Genomic DNA, 19,701 nt, shown 5'->3' on the forward strand with positions numbered 1-19,701 from the left:
GTTTTTTCCCCCTTCTGCTCTGCCACCTGCTGTTCTTAGAAGTTTAGTACTTTCTTTGCTGTTTCAATAACATCTTTAAAGTTAGGAAGCCATACCGGCTCCGCTTGAGAGAAAGGATATACAGTATCTGGTGCAGCTACACGCAGAACTGGAGCTTCCAGGCTCAAGATTGCACGGTCGTTGATTTCAGCAACCACATTAGCAGCGATACCCGCTTGCTTCTGGGCTTCCTGAACAACGATTGCACGGTTTGTCTTCTCAACTGAAGCGATGATTGTGTCAATATCAAGAGGACTAACCGTTCTTAAGTCTACAACTTCAACGGAATGTCCTTCTTTCTCAAGTTCTTCAGCTGCTTTTAGAGATTCATGTACCATCGCACCATAAGTGATGATGGACAGGTCAGTTCCTTCACGTTTAACGTCCGCTTTCCCGATTTCAATTGTGTATTCTTCCTCAGGAACCTCTTCACGGAATGAACGGTACAATTTCATGTGCTCAAGAAAAATAACAGGATCATTGTCCCTGATTGCAGCAATCAAAAGACCCTTGGCATCATATGGAGTGGAAGGAATCACAACTTTAAGGCCAGGCTGCTGAGCGACAAGGCCTTCAAGGCTGTCAGCGTGGAGCTCAGGCGTATGTACTCCTCCTCCAAATGGTGAACGGATTGTTACAGGCGCAGTATAAGTACCACCGGAACGGTAACGCATACGAGCCAGTTGACCGCTGATTGAATCCATTACTTCGTATACGAAACCGAAGAACTGGATTTCAGGTACAGGACGGAAGCCTTCAAGGGCAAGTCCGACAGTCAATCCGCCAATCCCTGATTCTGCAAGGGGTGTATCGAATACACGGTCCTCCCCAAATTCTTTTTGAAGACCTTCTGTTGCACGGAAAACACCGCCATTCAATCCTACGTCTTCACCGAAAACAAGCACATTTTCATCATTGCGCAGTTCAGTGCGCATTGCATCAGTGATAGCTTGAATCATTGTCATTTGCGCCATGGCTTATTTCGACTCCTTCTCTTTATAGATTTCTAATTGCTCTTGCAAGTTATGAGGAAGCTTCTCATACATGTTATTGATGAAATCCGTCACTTTTTGTTTTGGAGCTCCATCTGCTTTCTTGATTGCTTCCTTGATATCTTCTTTCGCTTGTTCGATTACTTCATTTTCTTTTTCTTCGCTCCAAAGGTCCTTACCTTCAAGGAATTTACGGAAACGTACTAGAGGATCTTTTTTCTCCCAGTCAGTATCCATTTCAGAAGAACGATAGCGTGTCGGGTCGTCACCTGCCATTGTATGAGGACCGTAACGGTAGCAGTGCGTTTCGATTAATGTCGGGCCTTCTCCATTCACTGCGCGGTCGCGTGCTTCACGCGTAACAGCATATACTGCGAGCGGGTCCATTCCATCCACGAGCACTCCAGGAATCCCTGCGGAAACAGCTTTTTGGGCAATTGTCTTACCAGCTGTCTGCTTGTCGCGAGGCGTGGAAATTGCAAATTGGTTGTTCTGAACAACAAAAATCGCTGGTGCACTGAATGCTCCGGCAAAGTTGATTCCCTCATAGAAGTCACCTTGGGAAGATCCGCCGTCACCAGTATAAGTGATCGCAACAGACTTCTTGCCGCGTTTTTTCAATCCAAGGGCCACACCGGCTGTCTGGATGTATTGTGCACCGATGATGATTTGCGGTGATAATACATTCACACCTTCAGGAGGCTGATTTCCTTTGAAATGTCCGCGGGAGAATAAGAAAGCCTGGTATAATGGCAGACCGTGCCAGATGATCTGAGGTACATCACGGTATCCTGGAAGAATCCAGTCATCTTTCTCCAATGCATAATGAGAAGCAATTTGTGACGCTTCCTGTCCTGCAGTAGGCGCGTAGAATCCTAATCTGCCTTGACGGTTAAGGGAAATTGATCTTTGATCAAGAATACGAGTGTAAACCATGCGGCGCATAAGCTCTTGCAATTGCTCATCGCTTAAATCAGGCATTGCATCCTGATTAACCACTTCGCCTTCTTCGTTTAAAATTTGTACCATTTCGAATTGCGCTTCAATATTCTCAAGCGTTTTTTTCGCATCGAATTGTGCCTTCTTAGATTTAGAAGCCATCGAAGTCACCTCTTCCTTTCTTTATCCTAATATTTTAGAGTTTTTTTACATACAGTGATTAGGGTGTCCAGAAATGTATGTGACAACCATAATTTTGGTAAATACACATCTTTAAACATATGTTTCCACAATTCACATAAAAGAAAACTCTTTAATCAGCTTTTTAAAAAATAAACTGTACTAGTCATTTTCTTAATAAAACTAATACACTGTGTCATTACCTCTAATAGTTTACACCACTGTTTTTATAGAAGTCAACGAGTAATACTTATAAAATCAACCTGATTTGAAAAGGTGAAATACTCGGTAGCTTCACGTAAAAGTAATCTGTATTAATAGAATACTCACCCCTGTATTATAAAACAGAACAACATTCTTATAACTGTTATACATTAATCACAGTACCTGTCTTGGTCTTCTCTGCCTGTCCTCCCTGCCGTCTGAAGGAGTAATGTCTATAACTGTGCGTGTAAGGTGATTTCGTAAAGCCGATCTTGCCTTAAACGTAAAAATCACCCGGCTTCGTGGATAATTCCACTTAACCGGGTGATTAGCATTAAGCCTCTGTATCAATATCTATTTCTGCATTTTCATAGAAAGAAACTTTTGATCCATTAACTTCTTCTGTTAATTGATTATAAGTCTGATTAAGTTCCATTGTTGTTTCATAGTTGGCGTTTACTTTTTCAATTTGAGACTGCAGCTCTTCCATTGTCAGGTCTTCCTTTTTCAATAACTCATAAAGTTCCCTGTCGCTCGATAGAGATTGCAAATAAGAATCTGCCATCGCTGAATGAGCAGCAAAACGCTCATTCATAAGATTAGAAAGATTATCAGCCTCTTTTTTCAACTCTTCATCCTCGATTTCTTCAATTGAAGACTCGACTGCCTCGAAAGCTTCTTCTGCATCAGCAATCGCTTCGGATTCTTCATTAATCAGGCTTTCTCTTTCACTGATATTCTCAAGTGCCTGATCCGCTATCTTCCTGATTTCTTCAATTTCTTCCATGCTCAAGCTGATCGCTTTATCAAACAGCTCCTGCTCTTCTTCTTCCAGCTTGGTCAATGGCTCTTGCGTTTCTTTAAGCGTTTCTTCTTTTTTGACTGTATCTTCCAAAGTGTTGTATACCATTTCTTGAGGTGTACTTCCGCCCATACATCCCGTAAGCAGGACAGCGGCACCTGCAGCAGCCAAAACTCCTCGAAGTCTATACACTCTAAGTCCCCCTTATATTAATGACATTTACTACTATATCCCCACTTTTAACCTTTGACAATCGAAAGTTCTTCCAACGATCTCTTGCAGGAACATTAACCCTTTTAATAGTAATAATAATGATACTGGGTATATTGCCTGTCCTCAATTAATAACTATGATAAAAGTGAAAATGTATGTCAAGGAATATCCCTTTGAAAATGTAGTTAACTTTTTATTTGGGGTCTGTTAGACTATAATCATAAAAAAGCGCAAGCGCCCCGTTAGCCCCGACAGGCGAATGTTCTCTGGAGAAAAAAAGGCGGTCTTTCCTTTTATTCTCCAGGGGTTATTTGATCCCGAGGGGCTGGGCGCTGGATTCAGAAACGCTCTTTAATTTTAGAATAAAAACTTTATACTTTCTTATCTTTTGAAAAATCACGCTGAGCAATACTGGGAGGAAAACTCTATGATCACTATGGAAGATATTATACGCGAGGGACACCCATCCTTAAGGAAAGCTGCCGCAGAAGTAGCAATGCCGCCCTCTGAAGAAGATAAAGAAATTCTTGGCAGCCTGCTTGAGTATGTTAAAAACAGCCAGGACCCGGAAACTGCCCAGAAGTACGGGCTGAGGACCGGCATCGGACTGGCAGCTCCTCAAATTGATGTGTTGAAAAGAATGCTTGCTGTGCATGTTACCGATTTAAAAGGGAATCTATACAGCTATGCATTATTCAATCCGAAAATCGTCAGTCATTCTGTTGAAAAAGCATACCTGACAAGCGGTGAAGGCTGCTTATCAGTAGACCGCCATGTTCCCGGATACGTTCCCCGCTATGCCAGGATAACCGTCAAGGGAATCGATATCGAGGGCAATCCAGTAAAAGTCAGACTGAAAGGAATGCCCGCTATCGTCTTTCAACATGAACTGGACCACCTCAACGGCATTATGTTCTATGATCATATCGATGCCGAAAATCCTATGGCTCCAATTCCGGATGCAACACCGGTAGATAGATAAAGGCTGTTTTAGCATAGATTGTTGCTTTCGAAAAACCCCAAGAGCTGGATTTTTCCCCTTTACTAAGGGTTTTCTCTTTAATCGGGATAGCAGCTCTTTTCTTTTCATGCTAACTAGGTTATTCCGGTGAAGGTAGGTTGTTTTTAGCGGAATTAGTTAGTAACCAGCAGCAAAGTTTACGAATAGAGCCCGGATAAAAAGCCAAAAAGGAAGCTGAACTGAGCTTCCTTTTTTTCTGTAAAGTTCCTTATATTAAGGACAGTTCTTTAAGACCGTGATAAATCCCATCTTCATCCACCGATTTGGTAATGAGGTCTGCATGTTCCTTTACTTCTGGCACTGCGTTCCCCATGGCCACACCAGTACCCACCGCTTCAATCATTTCTATATCATTCAAGCCGTCTCCAAACGCATATACCTCGCTGATATCGAAGCCCATTTTTTCAATCATTTTTTTAATTCCCTCTGCTTTTGAGCCGCCTCTTGGCAAAATATCCATGGAATACTCATGCCACCTGATAAAATTGAATTTTGAATACATCTCCCGATAAATGGGTTCATCTGCATCACGGCAGAACAGCAGGGATTGATAAATTTCCTTATCACTATAAAAATCAGGCTGAAAATCCGGGTGGGGGAACTTCAAGCTGGACATGCTTTCTTCAATGAAAGGATGATGTTGGATATTAGCCTTCATTGTCTTCTCATTCAAGTGGACAACTGGATGATTGAGGCCCTCAGCCTTGCTCAATAAATTTTCCAGTTCATCTCTGTCAAGAGGGTTCTTATAAATCACTTCATTCTCAAAAACAACATATTGGCCATTAAAAGAGACAAAGGATTCTATTCCAAGTTCCTCTCTCAGACCTTCATACATAAAAGGCGCCCGGCCAGTTGCGATTGCTACATATGTACCATTATCCTGAAGCTGCTTGATTGCCTTTTTAGTTGTATCAGGCAATTTTTTTTCATGGTCAAGCAAAGTGCCATCTATATCAAAAAATACTATTTTCGACATCTATTCTATCTCCCTTCAATCGTAGGTTTTAGGACGGTACTTCAATTGAAATACTCTGTCATTCTCCTTCATTAACTTAAACCTCTCCATTTTAAATGTCAATTAACTCCCCTGCCACTAAGACATGGGTTTTGGTGTCTCTCGGGAGCTTCCTGAGGGACACTTCAAGGTCCAAAAAAGAACACTTGTGTCAAGAGGGCGCTGAAAATCTACCAGATATTAGAATGTACTTTTTATTCACACAGAAAAATAATGAATATGTTGCTCTCTTTACTCCATAGCGTTAGAATTCTTTGTTCTTTTTTTTAGAACATTTTGCTGTAGGAGCTGGTAAGGATCTTCCATAACTAGTCGATGCAAAGAAGCTGTTTCATGGCAGTGACCGGTGGCACTTATCCAAGCTGTTCAGTAGGTTGGGTAGTAAATAGAGGAAAAAAGTTCCCTTATAAATTAAAGGCTCTTTTCTAAAAGATTGTTGCTTTTGAATGCTATTTTATCTCCTCCTCATTTCACGGGGAAGGATTGGAGCGTAAGGCGTACGACCTCCTGCGGGACTAGCGGGACAGGTGAGACCCCGCAGGCGAAGCCGAGGAGGCTCAACGCCCGCCCCGCGGAGTCGCGCGCCTGGAGCGGAAGTCCATTACTTTTAAAATAGCCACAATCTTTGCGAAAAGAGCCAAATTAAAAAACATTAAAAAAAAGCTTAAATAGGGGAATTAAATTCCCTTATATAAGTTCACCCACTAAAAAATGTGCTTTTTAATCAAATAAGAGAAAAAATTTCCTCCATTTATGCCAGAATCCTTAGTTTTAAGAATAAGGGAAAAAAGTTCCCTTATTCTTACTGCTGGGCACTTAATTATGGCACTAACAGGAGCTTTCTCTATAAGATCAGGCTCCGGCCCAGCGAAGCCGGGTAATTTTGGACGGAAGCCAACACTCTTTGATCATATTGGAAGCGGAAAAGGTACGTTTCAACAATTTTAAATCTTTGCAGGACTTTTTCAGTGACCTCGGTGTCTCTCGGGAGTTTCTTGAAGGACACTACAAGGTCCAAAAAAGAGTCTCTTGAGTTTCCTGAAGAACACCTGAAGTCTGGAAAAGGCGCTCTGGTGTCACTCGGGAGTTCTTTAAGAAACATTGCGATCTCGTAAAAGAGGCAGAATTCACTGATGACTGCATTTAACCACCAGAGTGCAGCGGGAATCATTTAGCTGAAGAGTTGGCCCTTCCATCCTGAGAGCCCAGTTTGCAATACAACTCACACTTCAATCGTGGAATGTGTCTACAATGGAAAGCCTCTGTTTTTAGAAGGCTCTTTTCTAAAGGATTGTTGCTTTGGTATTCTATTTTATCCTCTGCCCCCCATTTTACTTAGAAGAATCTCAGCTCCCGGAGTGCGACCTCCTGTGGGACTAGCAGGTGTCCCCTACCAGCTCGCAGGCTCATGGAATTAAGTAACCCGCAGAGAAGAAAAGGTAAGACCGCCTTTTTTTCTTCGGAACATTTACCTATCCACAATCTTAGCGAAAGCAGGCTTTTAGAATAAAGTAAAACAGGCTAAAACTATACTCTTCCAATCTTATCCACGTAAAATCTGTCAAAAATTCCATATACTAAAATCGAAAAAAGAGACAGGAGCCTAGCGGGTAAACTTTACTTTAAGACCAATTCTAGGTAAACTACTATTAAGGAGTGATCCAGATGTTAAAGAAGCTTAGAAAGAAGCTCTTGAAACAATGGAAGGATGTACTCAGAAAAAAAACAATCGCTTAAATGTGCAGGCCCTCACGTTTAGGAGGGCTGTTCTTTGTTTAATGATAGTAAAGAATGAATTCGGCAGGACGGAATGAAAAGCCGGTATTCTTTCAACATACTATCAGCATTTATACATAGAGGGTTCTTATTATGTTGAATGCATGAAAACTTTTAAAACTTTTTATATAATAGAAAAAGTTACATTTTGATTACGGATAAGGAGAGAGAAAAATGATTTACAAAGTTTACTATCAGGAAACAAAACAGGAAATCCCTGTGCGCGAATGCACGATGACCCTGTATGTGGAAGCTGATTCAGAACGTGATGTCCGCCTGAAATTGAAAGATAAACCGTATAATATCGAATTTGTTCAATTGCTTGATAACTCACATCTTGAATATGAGAAGCAATCAGAAAACTATAAGGTGGAGAGTTACTAATATTATGAAATTTGTTAAAAATGATCAGACAGCTGTTTTCGCACTTGGCGGTTTGGGCGAAATCGGTAAAAATACTTACGGTGTACAATTTCAGGACGAAATCATTTTAATTGATGCAGGAATCAAGTTTCCGGAAGATGAATTATTGGGAATCGATTATGTTATCCCGGATTATACCTATTTAGTGAAAAATGCTGATAAAATCAAAGGCCTTTTCATCACACATGGCCATGAGGACCATATTGGCGGAATTCCATATTTACTTAGAGAAATCAATATCCCGATATACGGCGGTAAGCTGGCGATTGGATTATTGAAAAACAAACTCGAAGAACATGGATTGTTACGCACTGCAAAGCTTAATGTCATTCAGGAAGAAGATGTGATTAAGTTCAGAAAAACAGCAGTCAGCTTTTTCAGAACGACTCACAGTATTCCCGATTCTTATGGAGTTGTCGTGAAGACACCTCCAGGAAATGTGGTCCATACAGGAGACTTCAAATTTGATTTCACCCCAGTTGGCGAACCGGCCAATTTGACCAAGATGGCAGAAATCGGCAAGGAAGGTGTTCTCTGCCTCCTATCTGACAGCACTAACAGTGAAATACCTAACTTTACTATGTCTGAAAGAAAAGTCGGAGAAAGCATTGATGATATCTTCCGGAAAGTAGAAGGAAGGGTCATATTTGCTACTTTTGCTTCTAACATCTACAGATTGCAGCAAGTTATAGATGCTGCGGTTAAGCACGGAAGGAAAGTCGCGGTATTCGGCCGAAGCATGGAGAACAATATCCGTATCGGACAAGAATTGGGATACATCAAGGCACCAGAGAGTACGTTTATTGAATCAAACCAAATCAATAGACTGCCTGCGGGAGAAGTGACCATCCTTTGTACTGGAAGCCAGGGAGAGCCTATGGCAGCTCTTTCCAGAATTGCCAACGGTACACACAGACAAATCCAGATTCACCCTGGAGATACGGTTATCTTTTCATCTTCACCGATTCCCGGAAATACTATCAGTGTAAATCGCACGATTAACATGTTGTCCCGTGCAGGTGCTGATGTAATTCATGGCTCTTTGAATGATATCCATACTTCCGGCCACGGAAGCCAGGAAGAACAGAAACTTATGCTTAGGCTCATTAAGCCTAAATATTTCATGCCAATCCATGGAGAGTACCGGATGCAGAAAATGCATAACCAGCTTGCTGTAGATTGTGGAGTTGAACCGGACAATTGTTTCATCATGGATAACGGTGAAGTACTGGCCCTTGGCAATGATACTGCCCAGGTTGCAGGCAAGATCCCATCCGGATCTGTATATATTGATGGAAGCGGTATTGGCGATATCGGCAATATAGTGCTCCGCGACAGAAGAATCCTTTCTGAAGAAGGATTGGTCATTGTTGTCGTCAGCATCAACATGAGCGACTTCAAAATTGCTTCCGGCCCTGACATCATCTCAAGAGGTTTTGTCTATATGAGAGAATCTGGTGATTTGATCAATGAAGCTCAAAATATCATCAATAAACATTTAACCAAACTTCTTGAGCGCAGGACAAGCCAGTGGTCAGAAATCAAGAATGAAATCACTGATACATTAGCACCATTCCTATATGAAAAAACTAAACGCCGTCCAATGATCCTGCCGATCATCATGGAAGTTTAATACAGCAGAACAAAGTGCAAGCACCCAGCCCCTCGGAGTCTAAAAACCCCGGGGGCTTTGTATTTTCCCGCTGTTACGGCCATCGGGCACTGAGCAGCTCGATGATGACCTCTTTTAAAAGTTATTGATATCGAGGGATAAACAATACCCTGAACAAACCAAAAAAGCAGGCTGAATATGATTCAGCCTGCTTTTTACTATTCATTAGAGCAGCACTTTCTTCTCAAAACGGGTAATGTCAGAATCTGCCCCAATCACTATCAGAATATCTCCTGCCTGGATCGTTTCATCAGCCTGAGGCGATACAAGAATATCCTTTCCTCTTTTGATTGCAACAATATTAATCCCATATTTGGCTCGTATGTCCAGATCAATCAATGAATTTCCATCTAAATGATCATTGGCGACGATCTCGACGATAGAATGTTCATCAGATAATTCCAAATAATCAAGAACATTGTTAGAAACGATATTATGGGCAATCCTTCTGCCCATATCTCTTTCAGGGTGTACTACATGAGTGGCGCCGATCTTCCTCAGCACTTTTTCATGATAATCATTTTGTGCTTTTACCGTAATGTTGTTTACACCGATTTCTTTCAGCATAAGGGTTGTCAGAATACTGGCTTGTATATTATCGCCAATTGCAACGATTACATGATCAAAATTCCTGATTCCAAGGCTTTTCAAAACGGCTTCATCTGTCGTATCCGCAACCACGGCATGTGAGGCGATAGAAGCAAATTCATTCACCTTATCTTCATCTTTATCAATTGCCATGACTTCTAAGTCTTGATCAGCCAATGAGTGAACTATACTTCCCCCAAAACGCCCTAAACCTATCACTACAAATTCTTTTTTCACTATAACTCCACCACCATAAGAGAATGCTTATAGCTTAATTTTACCATAAAGTTGATGAAATCAGATTATTTCTTTCCTTTTACATAATCAGCATCAAAAAGAAACAGTTTCATCAAAAGGATCAAAGAAGGAATCAACAGAAACAGACCTGCGATGAACACAACTACCAGCGACGTCCCCATAACCGGACTTGTGACACTGCTTTCAATTGTGATGAACGGCTTCAGAATATAAGGCAGATGCGATGCACCATATCCGAAAAAAGCAAAAAAGAATTGAAGCATGACCATGATGAAAGCAATGCCTAGTTTCGTCCGTTTATAGATAAGTCCCGAAGCTCCCAGGAAAAATAAGAGTGATAATCCAAACATCCACCATATATCCAATGCGTTCTGAAAATGTTCAAGATTATGTTCCCTTAGTCCTGCGAATACCAGGAGACTAGCTAAAATAGTCGGCGGACTCCAAAACAGGGCGAATTTTCTTACGACCTCCCTCGCTTCCAGATCATGTGCTTTGTCAGCATAATATGTCAGAAATGCTGAGGAAATAAATAGTACAGAGACTATAGCCAGCAGGACCACACTCCAAGAATACATGCTGGTAAATAATTCACCGGCAAGGAAAACAACCCTGTCCTCAGTCTCTTTAAGGAATCCTCCTTCTGAAATTGTCAGCGCCGTTGACAGGGCGGCAGGAATCAGCAGTCCCGTAGCTCCATATAAAAACAAGAAAAATACATTATCTTTTGACCCATAATTGCCAAAAGCATAAAAGGCTCCCCTGATCGCTATAAGGATTAGAGCGATGCTTCCAGGGAGAAGCAGCGCGGTTCCATAATAGTAGGCGGTATCTGGAAAAAATCCTACAAGGCCTACAAAGAAAAATACAAAGAATACATTTGTAACTTCCCAGACAGGAGATAGATACCTGCTTATTAAATCATTGACAGTATGCTTTTTTTTCGTCACCTTCGCATAGAAGGCGAAGAAGCCTGCCCCAAAATCAATCGAAGCAACAATCAGGTAACCATATAGGAAAACCCAAAGCACTGTAATCCCTAATACCTCAAGACTCACTAGTTTCCCTCCTCTTTCAGTCGCTTCTTTCTCGTACCCCAAAGTAGTTCATGGCAATTCTTTGCCTATTGGAGTTTTCCGCTTTTAAACCTTTGTTCATATTCGACTTCAGGCGGTTTATTCTTGAACATTTTAATTAAAACAGTCACACAGAATATCCCTAAAATAATATACAAAATCACGAAGAGCGCAAAGGAAAGTCCTACTCCATCCGCTTTGGTTGCAGCATCCGCCACCTTCATATACCCTCGCAAAATCCAAGGCTGCCTCCCTACTTCTGCATATATCCATCCAAATTCAATCGCCAGCATTGACAGAGGGCCGCTGGCTACAATTCCCCAAAGAAGAGGCTTGTTCCACTCATTCCGCTTCTTCCATTTCCAAAAAAGGACAAACAGCGATGTAATAAACAGCGTGAACATTCCTATTGAAACCATCGAATCAAACAGATAGTGCACAACTAATGGCGGCAGCTCATCTTCCGGAAATTCTTCAAGGCCGATTACTTCGGTATCGAAGGAGTTTCCTGCCAGGAAGCTGAGGAAGCCAGGGATTCTTATTTCATTGTGAATTTCATTGTTTTCATCTAGTGTTCCGAAAATGATCAAATCAGCATTGCTCTCTGTTTCAAAATGCCATTCCGCGGCAGCCAGTTTTTCAGGCTGATATTCGGCAAGGAACTTGGCTGATACGTCTCCGGCTACTGCTGTTCCTACAGCGAATATCAATCCGCAGACCATGGTTAGGCGCAAAGCTTTCCTATGATATGCACTGCCTTTTTTCCGTAGAATCGCAAAAGCAGTGATGGCCGCCAAAATCAGGGCCGAAGTAAGATAAGCTGAAGTGAGAACATGAAACACTTTTGTCGGTGTAGCCGGATTAAACATCGCTGCGATTGGATCAATATTGACCGCTTTCCCTCCCTCGAGATCAAACCCCTGAGGAGTATTCATAAATGCGTTCACCATTGTGATGAACAAGGCAGAAGCTGAAGATCCGATGATGATCGGAATAGTCAGCAGCCAATGGGTCATTCTGTTTTTAAACCGGTCCCAAGTGTATAAATAAATCCCCAGGAAAATCGCTTCAAAAAAGAACGCGAAGGTTTCCATAAATAATGGCAGCGCGATTACCTGTCCCGCTACCTGCATAAAAGAAGGCCACAGCAAGGATAACTGCAAACCTATCGCTGTACCTGTAACAACACCCACAGCAACCGTAATGGTGAAGCCTCTGGCCCACCTTCTTGCAAGTAATATGTAATGTCCGTCATTTCTTTTGATTCCTATGAACTCTGCAATCGAAATCAACACAGGAATCCCGACACCGATTGTTGCAAAAATTATATGAAATGCCAGGGTCACTGAAGTGAGCATCCTGCTCAACATGACACTATCCAGCTCCATACGTATCCCCCCTATCAATCTACTATACTTATAGATATCACTTTTTCACCATTATAAAACCTCTGGATGAGTTTGTGAAGTAATGAGCATTATCCAGCGAAAAGAATTTGGTATTTCTATGTCTTCTTTATTGTGAGACCGCCATTATTTTTCAACCTATTCAGAGCGGCCAGTGTGAACAGGTGGTGTGCTCCGCGGCTCAAGGCCTCTCTTGCCGGCCTCGGCCTATAAGGTCGAATAAATTATTTTCTCTGGCTATTTATTCCGGCTGAAAAAAAGTGGGGAAATAAGCGGAGAAATTCCGCTTATTTGAGTCATAGTGAGAAAGAATAGCTATAATAAGCGAAGAAATTCCGCTTATTTGTAAAAATGATTCGAAAATAGTTCATTTCGCTGTGCTTAAGCGGAAAAATTCCGCTTATATACCCTAAATCACATTCAATTCTTTAGCTTAACCGGAAAAACTCCGCTTATTTTAGGCTTTTTTTGTAATGCCAATCGGCAAGGATACCTCCCCTCCTGCTGGAATGGCATGCAGTGATAAGGAACCGGCTTTTTCTATAGAAAGAGGGCGTTCTCTACCACACTATAAGCTCTTTGGAACCCCCGTCATAGCCAGGGGTTTTCAAGACCCTCAAACAAAACCGCCCTTCTTTGAAGGACGGTTCTGTTTATTTAAGGCTGTTTTCGCATATATTGTTGCTTTCGGAAATATCCCAAGAGCCGGATTTTCCCCCGGATACTAAGAGTTTTATCTCTATTTTTTCCTTCTTGCGATTGAAATTTCTCGGAATTAGTATCAATTAGCAGCAAAGTTTACGAAAAGAGCCTTATTTAAATAACTTCTAACATTTTAAATTGAGCTTTCACTAAGTGGAAGTATTCTCCCTGCTGATCCATCAATTCATCATGGTTACCATGTTCGATGATGTTTCCGTGGTCGAGTACAAAGATATTATCCGCTTCCCTGATTGTAGAGAGCCTGTGGGCAATCATGATAGCTGTACGGCCCTTCAGCAGCGTTCTCAGCGCTTCCTGAATCTGGACTTCCGTTTCTGTATCAATAGAAGCAGTAGCCTCATCCAGAATGATGATCCTAGGATCGGCCAGCAGCGCCCTTGTAAAGGAGATCAGCTGTCGTTCACCTACAGACAATATGTTTCCTCTTTCTTCAACTTCCGTCTCATATCCCTGCGGAAGTTTTTCGATGAATTTATGGGCTCCAACAGCCTTGGCTGCTTCCAATACATCCTCATCAGAGGCGTCCGGCCTACCAAAGAGTATGTTCTCTTTGATAGTACCTGAAAAGATAAACGTATCCTGAAGCACAATACTGATCTGGCTTCTCAGACTCGCTAAAGAAACGTCCCTGAGGTCATGGCCGTCAATCTTGACTGACCCTCCTGTAGGATCATAGAAACGGCTGACTAAGTTGGCTATGGTTGTTTTACCGGACCCTGTATGGCCGACAAGCGCAACGGTTTCCCCGGCTTTCATTTCAAGGGATATATTATTGAGTGCTTTCCGTTTGCTGTCATAAGCAAAATCAACATTCTCAAACTGGATGAGTCCATCGATATCCTTCAACTCTTTAGGATTTGGCTTTTCACCCACATTCGGTTTTTCATCAAGGAATTCAAAAATCCTTTCAGATGAGGCCATTCCAACTAAAAGTTGATTATATACCATTCCTAAGCGTGAGATTGGTTCCCAGAACATTCCCAGATAGAAGGCGAAAGAAACGAATTCACCCAATGTAAGTGAATCTCCTTGAATCAAGATGGCACCAAACCAAATTAGGACAGCAGTACCAACAGCATTTGTCAATTCGACCAGCGGCCTGAACATCGCACTCTTTTTTGTCGCATTCTTCCAGCTGTCAAAACTTTCTGTATTGACACCATCGAAGAATTGCATATTTTCTTTTTCCTGTGTGAACGATTGGGTTACACGGATGCCCTGAATGCTTTCATTCAGATGTGAATTCAATTTAGACTGTTTCAAGCGGACCATCTGCCATGATCTTCTTATTTTCTTTCTCAAGCTCGTTGAGATGAAGAACATGAGCGGGAGAATCACAAGTACCGCAAGAGTCAAAGGCGGACTTAAAGTAAACAGGATGACAATAATTCCGATCAGCAGGATCATATCCATGAGGAGATTAATGACTCCATTAGTGAACAGTTCCTGAAGTGAGTTAATGTCATTCATGATCCTGACAAGTATGGAACCGGCCGAGCGCTGATCGAAAAATCTGTGTGAAAGCCGCTGTACATGTGAGAACAAGTGCTTTCTCAGATCATAAATGACCCCCTGGCCAAGCATGTTCATCCACCGGATCCTCAGCACGTTGGCTATGTAACTAAGTATATAGAGGCCGGCAATTGAAATCACCAAGGTGGTCAGCATGGAGCTGTCCCTTTCAATGATTGCTTTATCGAGAGTATAGACACCGATCAAGATAGGAATGACCAATCTGACCCCTGTGGTGATCAACACCATGATGACCGAAAGCGGCAGCAGGCTCTTTGAATAAGGCTTCAAATAGGTCAGCAGCCTCCAGAGCTGTTTCCAGTTAAAAGGTTTATCAATCACCTGGTCGGTTGAATAATAAAACCTTTCTAAGATTTTCTGATTTGTTTTTTCCTTATTTTTCATCGTCTCACCTACCCTTGCTGTGATTGAAGGATTTTTTTCTGATCTTTATATTGAATATCATAAATTCGTTGATATGGTCCATTGTTTTTGAGCAGGAAGTCATGGACCCCGCGCTCAACGATTTTTCCGTTTTCGAGCACAAGGATTTCATCTGCATGTTTCAAAGAAGAAATACGATGGGCGATTATGAAGGTCGTTCGACCAGCCATCACCTCATTGAAGCCTTGTTGAATCTTGAACTCTGTTTCCATATCAACTGCACTTGTTGCATCATCCAATATGAGGATACTTGGATCTGTGCAGATCGCACGTGCGATAGCAATACGCTGTTTTTGCCCGCCGGAAAGGCCGAGGCCTCTTTCCCCCAGCTTTGTATCGTAGCCGTCTTCAAGTTCTGCAATGAAGTCATGAGCCTGTGCCCTTTTGGCGGCATCGATGATTTCTTCCATAGTAGCTTCAGGCCTTCCATAGGAAATGTTCGTCTTGATTGTAGAAGAAAACAAGAAGGATTCCTGCAGAACAAACCCAATATTTTTTCTTAACGATTTAATGGCATAGTCCTGAACCGGTCTTCCATCAATCAGCACTTCGCCTTCACTTGGCTCATAAAACCGGGTCATCAGGTTAGTGATACTGGTTTTCCCGGATCCAGTCCCGCCTATCAAGCCGATGACTTTCCCTGGCTCAGCCTTGAATGATATTCCCTCGAGCGCCTCTTCATCATCCTTTGTATATTTCAGAGTAACATTTTTGAATTCTACGTCACCTTTCATTCTGTCGACTTTGACAGCATCGTCTTTGTCGACAATGTCTTCATTCGCTTCGAGAATTTCAAGCAGGCGCTCACCAGATGCCTTAGATTGCGAGAATTGGTTGATTGTGAATCCAAGGTTCATTATCGGCCAAATGATGTACCACAGCAAGCTGTAGAAGGCCACCAGCTCACCTGGTGATAAGCTGCCGTTCATGACCTGGAATCCGCCATATGAAAGCAGGAGGACAACACTGACATTCCCCAGAAACTCCATAAGGGGGAAATACTTTGCCCAAACATCCGATGTTAACAGGTACTTATCCTTGTAATCTCCATTCGATGAGTTAAACTTATCGATTTGAAAGTCTTCCCTTGATAAGGATTTCACCGTATTGATACCACTGATGTTTTCCTGTACATTTGTATTCAATTTTCCGAAAGACTTTCTGATTCCACGGAAAGCCGGATGCACTGCTTTATCAAACTTATAAACTGACACAGCGAGAAACGGCAGAGTGGACAATGTCACGAACGTAAGTGACGGAGAATAGTAGAACATGACTCCGAAACTGAGGGTGACAAGCAGGGCGAAGCGGATCAATTCGGAAATCCCGAATGATAGGAAAAACCGGAATGCCTCAACATCCGCTGTCAGCCTTGACATTAGATCTCCTGTTTTAGCATTATCATAGTACCGGAACGGAAGATATTGAAGCTTTTCATACAGCTCATTTCGCAGTCTGTACACACTTGTGATCCCAAACATATCCCCGTTATATTGATGAATAAAAGTGGTGACACCTTTTATGACCATTATAAAGATGAAACCGAATGCCAAATAAGGTACCAGGCCAAACTCCCTCTGCAATATCACATCATCGATTGTCCTCTGCAGGATGATCGGATAAACCACTGTGATACCTGTTACGAAAACCAAGAAAATAATCGAAATGAAAAAGAATTTTTTGTAAGGCCAGTAAAACTGCTTTAACTTTTTAAATGTATCCACTTATTTTCCCCCTCTCTTTGATGCAAAAAATTCATGTACTATTTAATATATCGGGTTTCGAAATATTTTTCCACCTTTTTATTTGAATTTTTTACTTTTTTAAGAATCCTTCATCAATTCTGATTTTACTACTATCAATACTTTACTTAACTAAGCATAAGAAGAGATCGGCCATTTGGCCGATCTCTTCTACCACTTTAGTTGCTTACTCCCTTTTTTCAATTATTCAAGTGCCCGATTGAAACTTTTTTCAGGCAGCTCGTCCCGTTTCCACCAATTTGCCATTCCAAATAAAATTTCGAAAACTACCGCCTTAATACGGGATAACCTGGTAAGCCAGAAAGAAAAGAGCTGCTCTCCCTGTTTAGAGAGAAATTCCGAGGAAAATCCGGCCCTTGTGATTTTTCTGTAAGCAGCAATTAATAAGAATCAACCTTCACCAAAAGGATTTTCCGCAATGATTGTCGAATAAAACAGTCTGGTTTTTGACAACACTAATGAAGTTATGTTTATACTTATAAGGTCTTTTTTGCTTGTACATATAACCTTAATATGAAAGGAATGACTAAGATGGGCTTTATATTAGGCTTGAATGGATTTACAGAAAGAATAAATGACTTTGATTGGACAGGGCTTTTAATCACAATAGGAATTTCCTTCATGCAGATTATTGCTATTTATATTGCTTTTTTGTTAGTAAGAGGATTTGGAAACAAAGTTCTGCATAGGGCATTCAGCAAATATAGCGAGAGAAACAGTGTCTCTGCGGCGAGAGCACAAACCTTGGAGAGCCTGGCAAAAAACATTTTCTCCTACGTATTGATTTTTATTTTCTTCGTTACCATTCTTCAAATCTTCGGAATAGAGGTAACAGCCATTCTTGCAGGTGCCGGTATTATTGGACTTGCCGTCGGTTTTGGTGCACAGGGACTGGTCAGCGATGTGGTAACCGGCTTCTTCATTCTGCTGGAAAAACAAATTGATGTAGGAGATTATGTCACAGCAGGGAGTTATTCAGGAATTGTTGAGGCTGTAGGACTAAGAACGACACAGATACGCAGCTTTGACGGCACATTGAACTTCCTCCCTAACAGGGAAATAACCTCATTGAGCAATCATTCCAGAGGTAACATGAGGGCACTTGTTGATATAGGGATCTCTTATGATGATGATATTGATCTAGCCATCACGGTCCTTCAGCAGGTCTGTGACAAGGTAGCAGCCGAAGATGAAAATATTGTGGATGGCCCTAATGTAATCGGCATCCAGACGCTTGGAGCATCAGATGTGGTCATCAGAGTGATCGGGAAAACAAAAAATATGGAGCAATGGGGCGTGGAACGCAAACTGCGCAAAGCTCTTAAAGAAGCACTTGATCAAAATGGCATTGAAATTCCATATCCCCATCAAGTGTACATCGAAAAGAAAGAACAATAATAATAAAACAACGTCCGATTCCAGGACGTTGTTTTTTATTTAGTTCCTTATAAAGTACTGATGTAATCCGTCACAGTGGAAATCGCAAATTCAATCGCCTTTTCATCAGGATTTAATTTAGCATGATGAAGCCCGAATTCAGAATTAACCCCAAGCCAGAACATGAAACCGGGAATTTCTTCAAGCATGTAGCCGAAGTCCTCACCTGTCATAGCCTCATCACATAGAACAAGGTCTACATCCTCTTTCGTCCGCAGAAATTCAATGAACCTTCTTGTCGCCTTTTCTTCATTGAAAACCTGGCGGTACATGCTGCCGTAGTCAATGACAGCCTCACAGTCATAACCGATTTCAATCCCTTTTACCAGGGCCTGAATCCGTTGTTTCACACTATCCATTGACTCAGCTGATAATGTCCTGATGGTTCCCTCCAGTCTTGCTGTTTCCGCAATTATGTTCTGGACGGTTCCTCCTGTGATTTTTCCTATAGTCACAACCGCACTGTCCAGCGGGTTAATATTTCTGGAGACAACCGTCTGCAGCTGGCTCACGAGCATGGCCGCTGCCACTACCATATCTTTGGTATGGTGAGGATAAGCTGCATGACCTCCTTTTCCTTTCAAGTCGATGAACAGTTCTGAGGTGTTGGCAAACAACAGGCCTTCCTTAACGGCAATCGTCCCTACCTCATACTCTGGCGCGACATGGAGACCAATAATGAAGTCAGGCTTCCATTCTTTCATGACCTCACTTTCAAGCATAGGTTTTGCGCCCCCAGGACCTTCTTCTGCCGGTTGAAAAACAAACAGAAGATGGTCTTCCATAGGGTTTCTTGCAAAATGGGTCAGTATCCCCAACGCAATACTCATATGAAAGTCGTGTCCGCATGCATGCATTCTCCCTTCATGTTCCGAGCGAAATGGAAGGCTGGTGTTTTCTTCGATTGGCAGGCCGTCAATATCTGTGCGGTAGCCGACCGTCTTTGTTGGATTAGTGCCTTCCAGCCTTACGAACAGGCCTGTTTTCCACTTTTTCACCTGAAGCCTTTCCTGTGGCAGGCTTTCAATATACGAAAGCAGATACTCTTGTGTCTTATGCTCTTTAAATCCCAGCTCAGGAATCTTATGGAGATCTCTTCTGATTTCAATGAATGTGTTGCTTTCAGGCATGGTTATGCCTCCTTTCATATGCTCCTGCATTGACTCTATGTGAAAGGCCCTTTTCGTAAACTTTGCTGCTGTTTGATACTAATTC

Annotated in this window: 14 protein-coding genes; 4 read left to right on the forward strand and 10 right to left on the reverse strand. The window is 41.9% G+C overall.

What is annotated here, in order from left to right; translation table 11 throughout:
* Positions 1–35 precede the first annotated feature (35 nt).
* The 3 genes from FZC79_RS02410 to FZC79_RS02420 form a co-directional block, all read right to left on the reverse strand.
* The gene (locus FZC79_RS02410; protein WP_148940463.1) at positions 36–1,013 is read right to left on the reverse strand and encodes an alpha-ketoacid dehydrogenase subunit beta; all 978 of its coding nucleotides are present in this window, start codon (positions 1,011–1,013) and stop codon (positions 36–38) included.
* A 3-nt stretch (positions 1,014–1,016) separates the two neighbouring features.
* Positions 1,017–2,132 carry a pyruvate dehydrogenase (acetyl-transferring) E1 component subunit alpha gene (gene pdhA, locus FZC79_RS02415; protein ID WP_148945277.1) on the reverse strand — a complete coding sequence of 372 codons (1,116 nt, stop codon included), beginning with the start codon at positions 2,130–2,132 and terminating at the stop codon, positions 1,017–1,019.
* A 556-nt stretch (positions 2,133–2,688) separates the two neighbouring features.
* Entirely contained in the window at positions 2,689–3,348 is a 660-nt protein-coding gene (locus tag FZC79_RS02420) for a YkyA family protein (protein ID WP_148945278.1), read from the reverse strand.
* Between the two features lie 448 nt (positions 3,349–3,796).
* Between FZC79_RS02420 and def the strand changes: the two genes are divergently transcribed.
* Positions 3,797–4,351 carry a peptide deformylase gene (def, locus tag FZC79_RS02430; protein ID WP_148945279.1) on the forward strand — a complete coding sequence of 185 codons (555 nt, stop codon included), beginning with the start codon at positions 3,797–3,799 and terminating at the stop codon, positions 4,349–4,351.
* A gap of 247 nt (positions 4,352–4,598) precedes the next feature.
* Here def and FZC79_RS02435 read toward each other — a convergent pair whose 3' ends face one another.
* Complete coding sequence (locus FZC79_RS02435) at positions 4,599–5,369, reverse strand: Cof-type HAD-IIB family hydrolase (protein ID WP_148945280.1); 771 nt, start codon at positions 5,367–5,369, stop codon at positions 4,599–4,601.
* Between the two features lie 1,989 nt (positions 5,370–7,358).
* On the opposite strand from FZC79_RS02435, the gene FZC79_RS02440 reads away from it, so the two are divergent.
* Together FZC79_RS02440 and rnjA are read left to right on the forward strand one after the other, a co-directional pair.
* A complete protein-coding gene (locus FZC79_RS02440; RefSeq protein WP_148945281.1) occupies positions 7,359–7,568 on the forward strand; it encodes a DNA-dependent RNA polymerase subunit epsilon in 210 nt (69 codons plus the stop codon).
* 4 nt (positions 7,569–7,572) lie between these two features.
* Positions 7,573–9,240, forward strand: a complete 1,668-nt coding sequence (gene rnjA / locus FZC79_RS02445) for a ribonuclease J1 (protein ID WP_148945282.1) — start codon at positions 7,573–7,575, stop codon at positions 9,238–9,240.
* Between the two features lie 204 nt (positions 9,241–9,444).
* Here rnjA and FZC79_RS02450 read toward each other — a convergent pair whose 3' ends face one another.
* The 5 genes from FZC79_RS02450 to FZC79_RS02470 all read right to left on the reverse strand — a co-directional run bounded on the left by FZC79_RS02450 (position 9,445) and on the right by FZC79_RS02470 (position 17,010).
* Positions 9,445–10,104 carry a potassium channel family protein gene (locus FZC79_RS02450; RefSeq protein ID WP_148945283.1) on the reverse strand — a complete coding sequence of 220 codons (660 nt, stop codon included), beginning with the start codon at positions 10,102–10,104 and terminating at the stop codon, positions 9,445–9,447.
* A gap of 65 nt (positions 10,105–10,169) precedes the next feature.
* Positions 10,170–11,183: a cytochrome d ubiquinol oxidase subunit II gene (locus FZC79_RS02455; protein ID WP_148945284.1), complete on the reverse strand. Its 1,014-nt coding sequence runs from the start codon at positions 11,181–11,183 to the stop codon at positions 10,170–10,172.
* A gap of 65 nt (positions 11,184–11,248) precedes the next feature.
* Complete coding sequence (locus FZC79_RS02460) at positions 11,249–12,589, reverse strand: cytochrome ubiquinol oxidase subunit I (RefSeq protein WP_148945285.1); 1,341 nt, start codon at positions 12,587–12,589, stop codon at positions 11,249–11,251.
* An 834-nt stretch (positions 12,590–13,423) separates the two neighbouring features.
* Positions 13,424–15,247 (reverse strand): ABC transporter ATP-binding protein, encoded by a 1,824-nt coding sequence (locus tag FZC79_RS02465; RefSeq protein WP_148945286.1) that lies wholly within the window; start codon positions 15,245–15,247, stop codon positions 13,424–13,426.
* Between the two features lie 8 nt (positions 15,248–15,255).
* Positions 15,256–17,010 carry an ABC transporter ATP-binding protein gene (locus FZC79_RS02470; protein WP_148945287.1) on the reverse strand — a complete coding sequence of 585 codons (1,755 nt, stop codon included), beginning with the start codon at positions 17,008–17,010 and terminating at the stop codon, positions 15,256–15,258.
* A 570-nt stretch (positions 17,011–17,580) separates the two neighbouring features.
* Between FZC79_RS02470 and FZC79_RS02475 the strand changes: the two genes are divergently transcribed.
* A complete protein-coding gene (locus tag FZC79_RS02475; RefSeq protein ID WP_148945288.1) occupies positions 17,581–18,447 on the forward strand; it encodes a mechanosensitive ion channel family protein in 867 nt (288 codons plus the stop codon).
* Positions 18,448–18,494: 47 nt separating this feature from the next.
* Here FZC79_RS02475 and FZC79_RS02480 read toward each other — a convergent pair whose 3' ends face one another.
* A complete protein-coding gene (locus FZC79_RS02480) occupies positions 18,495–19,616 on the reverse strand; it encodes an N-acetyldiaminopimelate deacetylase (protein WP_148945289.1) in 1,122 nt (373 codons plus the stop codon).
* Between the last annotated feature and the right edge of the window lie 85 nt (positions 19,617–19,701).

Origin of the sequence: Rossellomorea vietnamensis (assembly GCF_008180615.1) — a bacterium.
Classification (GTDB): Bacteria; Bacillota; Bacilli; order Bacillales; family Bacillaceae_B; genus Rossellomorea; species Rossellomorea vietnamensis_D.

Bases quoted from the DNA above. Each gene is read 5' to 3' on its own strand.
- FZC79_RS02410 (WP_148940463.1), bottom strand. From the start codon at position 1,013: ATGGCGCAAATGACAATGATTCAAGCTATCACTGATGCAATGCGCACT.
- pdhA (WP_148945277.1), bottom strand. From the start codon at position 2,132: ATGGCTTCTAAATCTAAGAAGGCACAATTCGATGCGAAAAAAACGCTT.
- def (WP_148945279.1), top strand. From the start codon at position 3,797: ATGATCACTATGGAAGATATTATACGCGAGGGACACCCATCCTTAAGG.
- FZC79_RS02435 (WP_148945280.1), bottom strand. From the start codon at position 5,369: ATGTCGAAAATAGTATTTTTTGATATAGATGGCACTTTGCTTGACCAT.
- FZC79_RS02440 (WP_148945281.1), top strand. From the start codon at position 7,359: ATGATTTACAAAGTTTACTATCAGGAAACAAAACAGGAAATCCCTGTG.
- rnjA (WP_148945282.1), top strand. From the start codon at position 7,573: ATGAAATTTGTTAAAAATGATCAGACAGCTGTTTTCGCACTTGGCGGT.
- FZC79_RS02460 (WP_148945285.1), bottom strand. From the start codon at position 12,589: ATGGAGCTGGATAGTGTCATGTTGAGCAGGATGCTCACTTCAGTGACC.
- FZC79_RS02465 (WP_148945286.1), bottom strand. From the start codon at position 15,247: ATGAAAAATAAGGAAAAAACAAATCAGAAAATCTTAGAAAGGTTTTAT.
- FZC79_RS02475 (WP_148945288.1), top strand. From the start codon at position 17,581: ATGGGCTTTATATTAGGCTTGAATGGATTTACAGAAAGAATAAATGAC.
- FZC79_RS02480 (WP_148945289.1), bottom strand. From the start codon at position 19,616: ATGCCTGAAAGCAACACATTCATTGAAATCAGAAGAGATCTCCATAAG.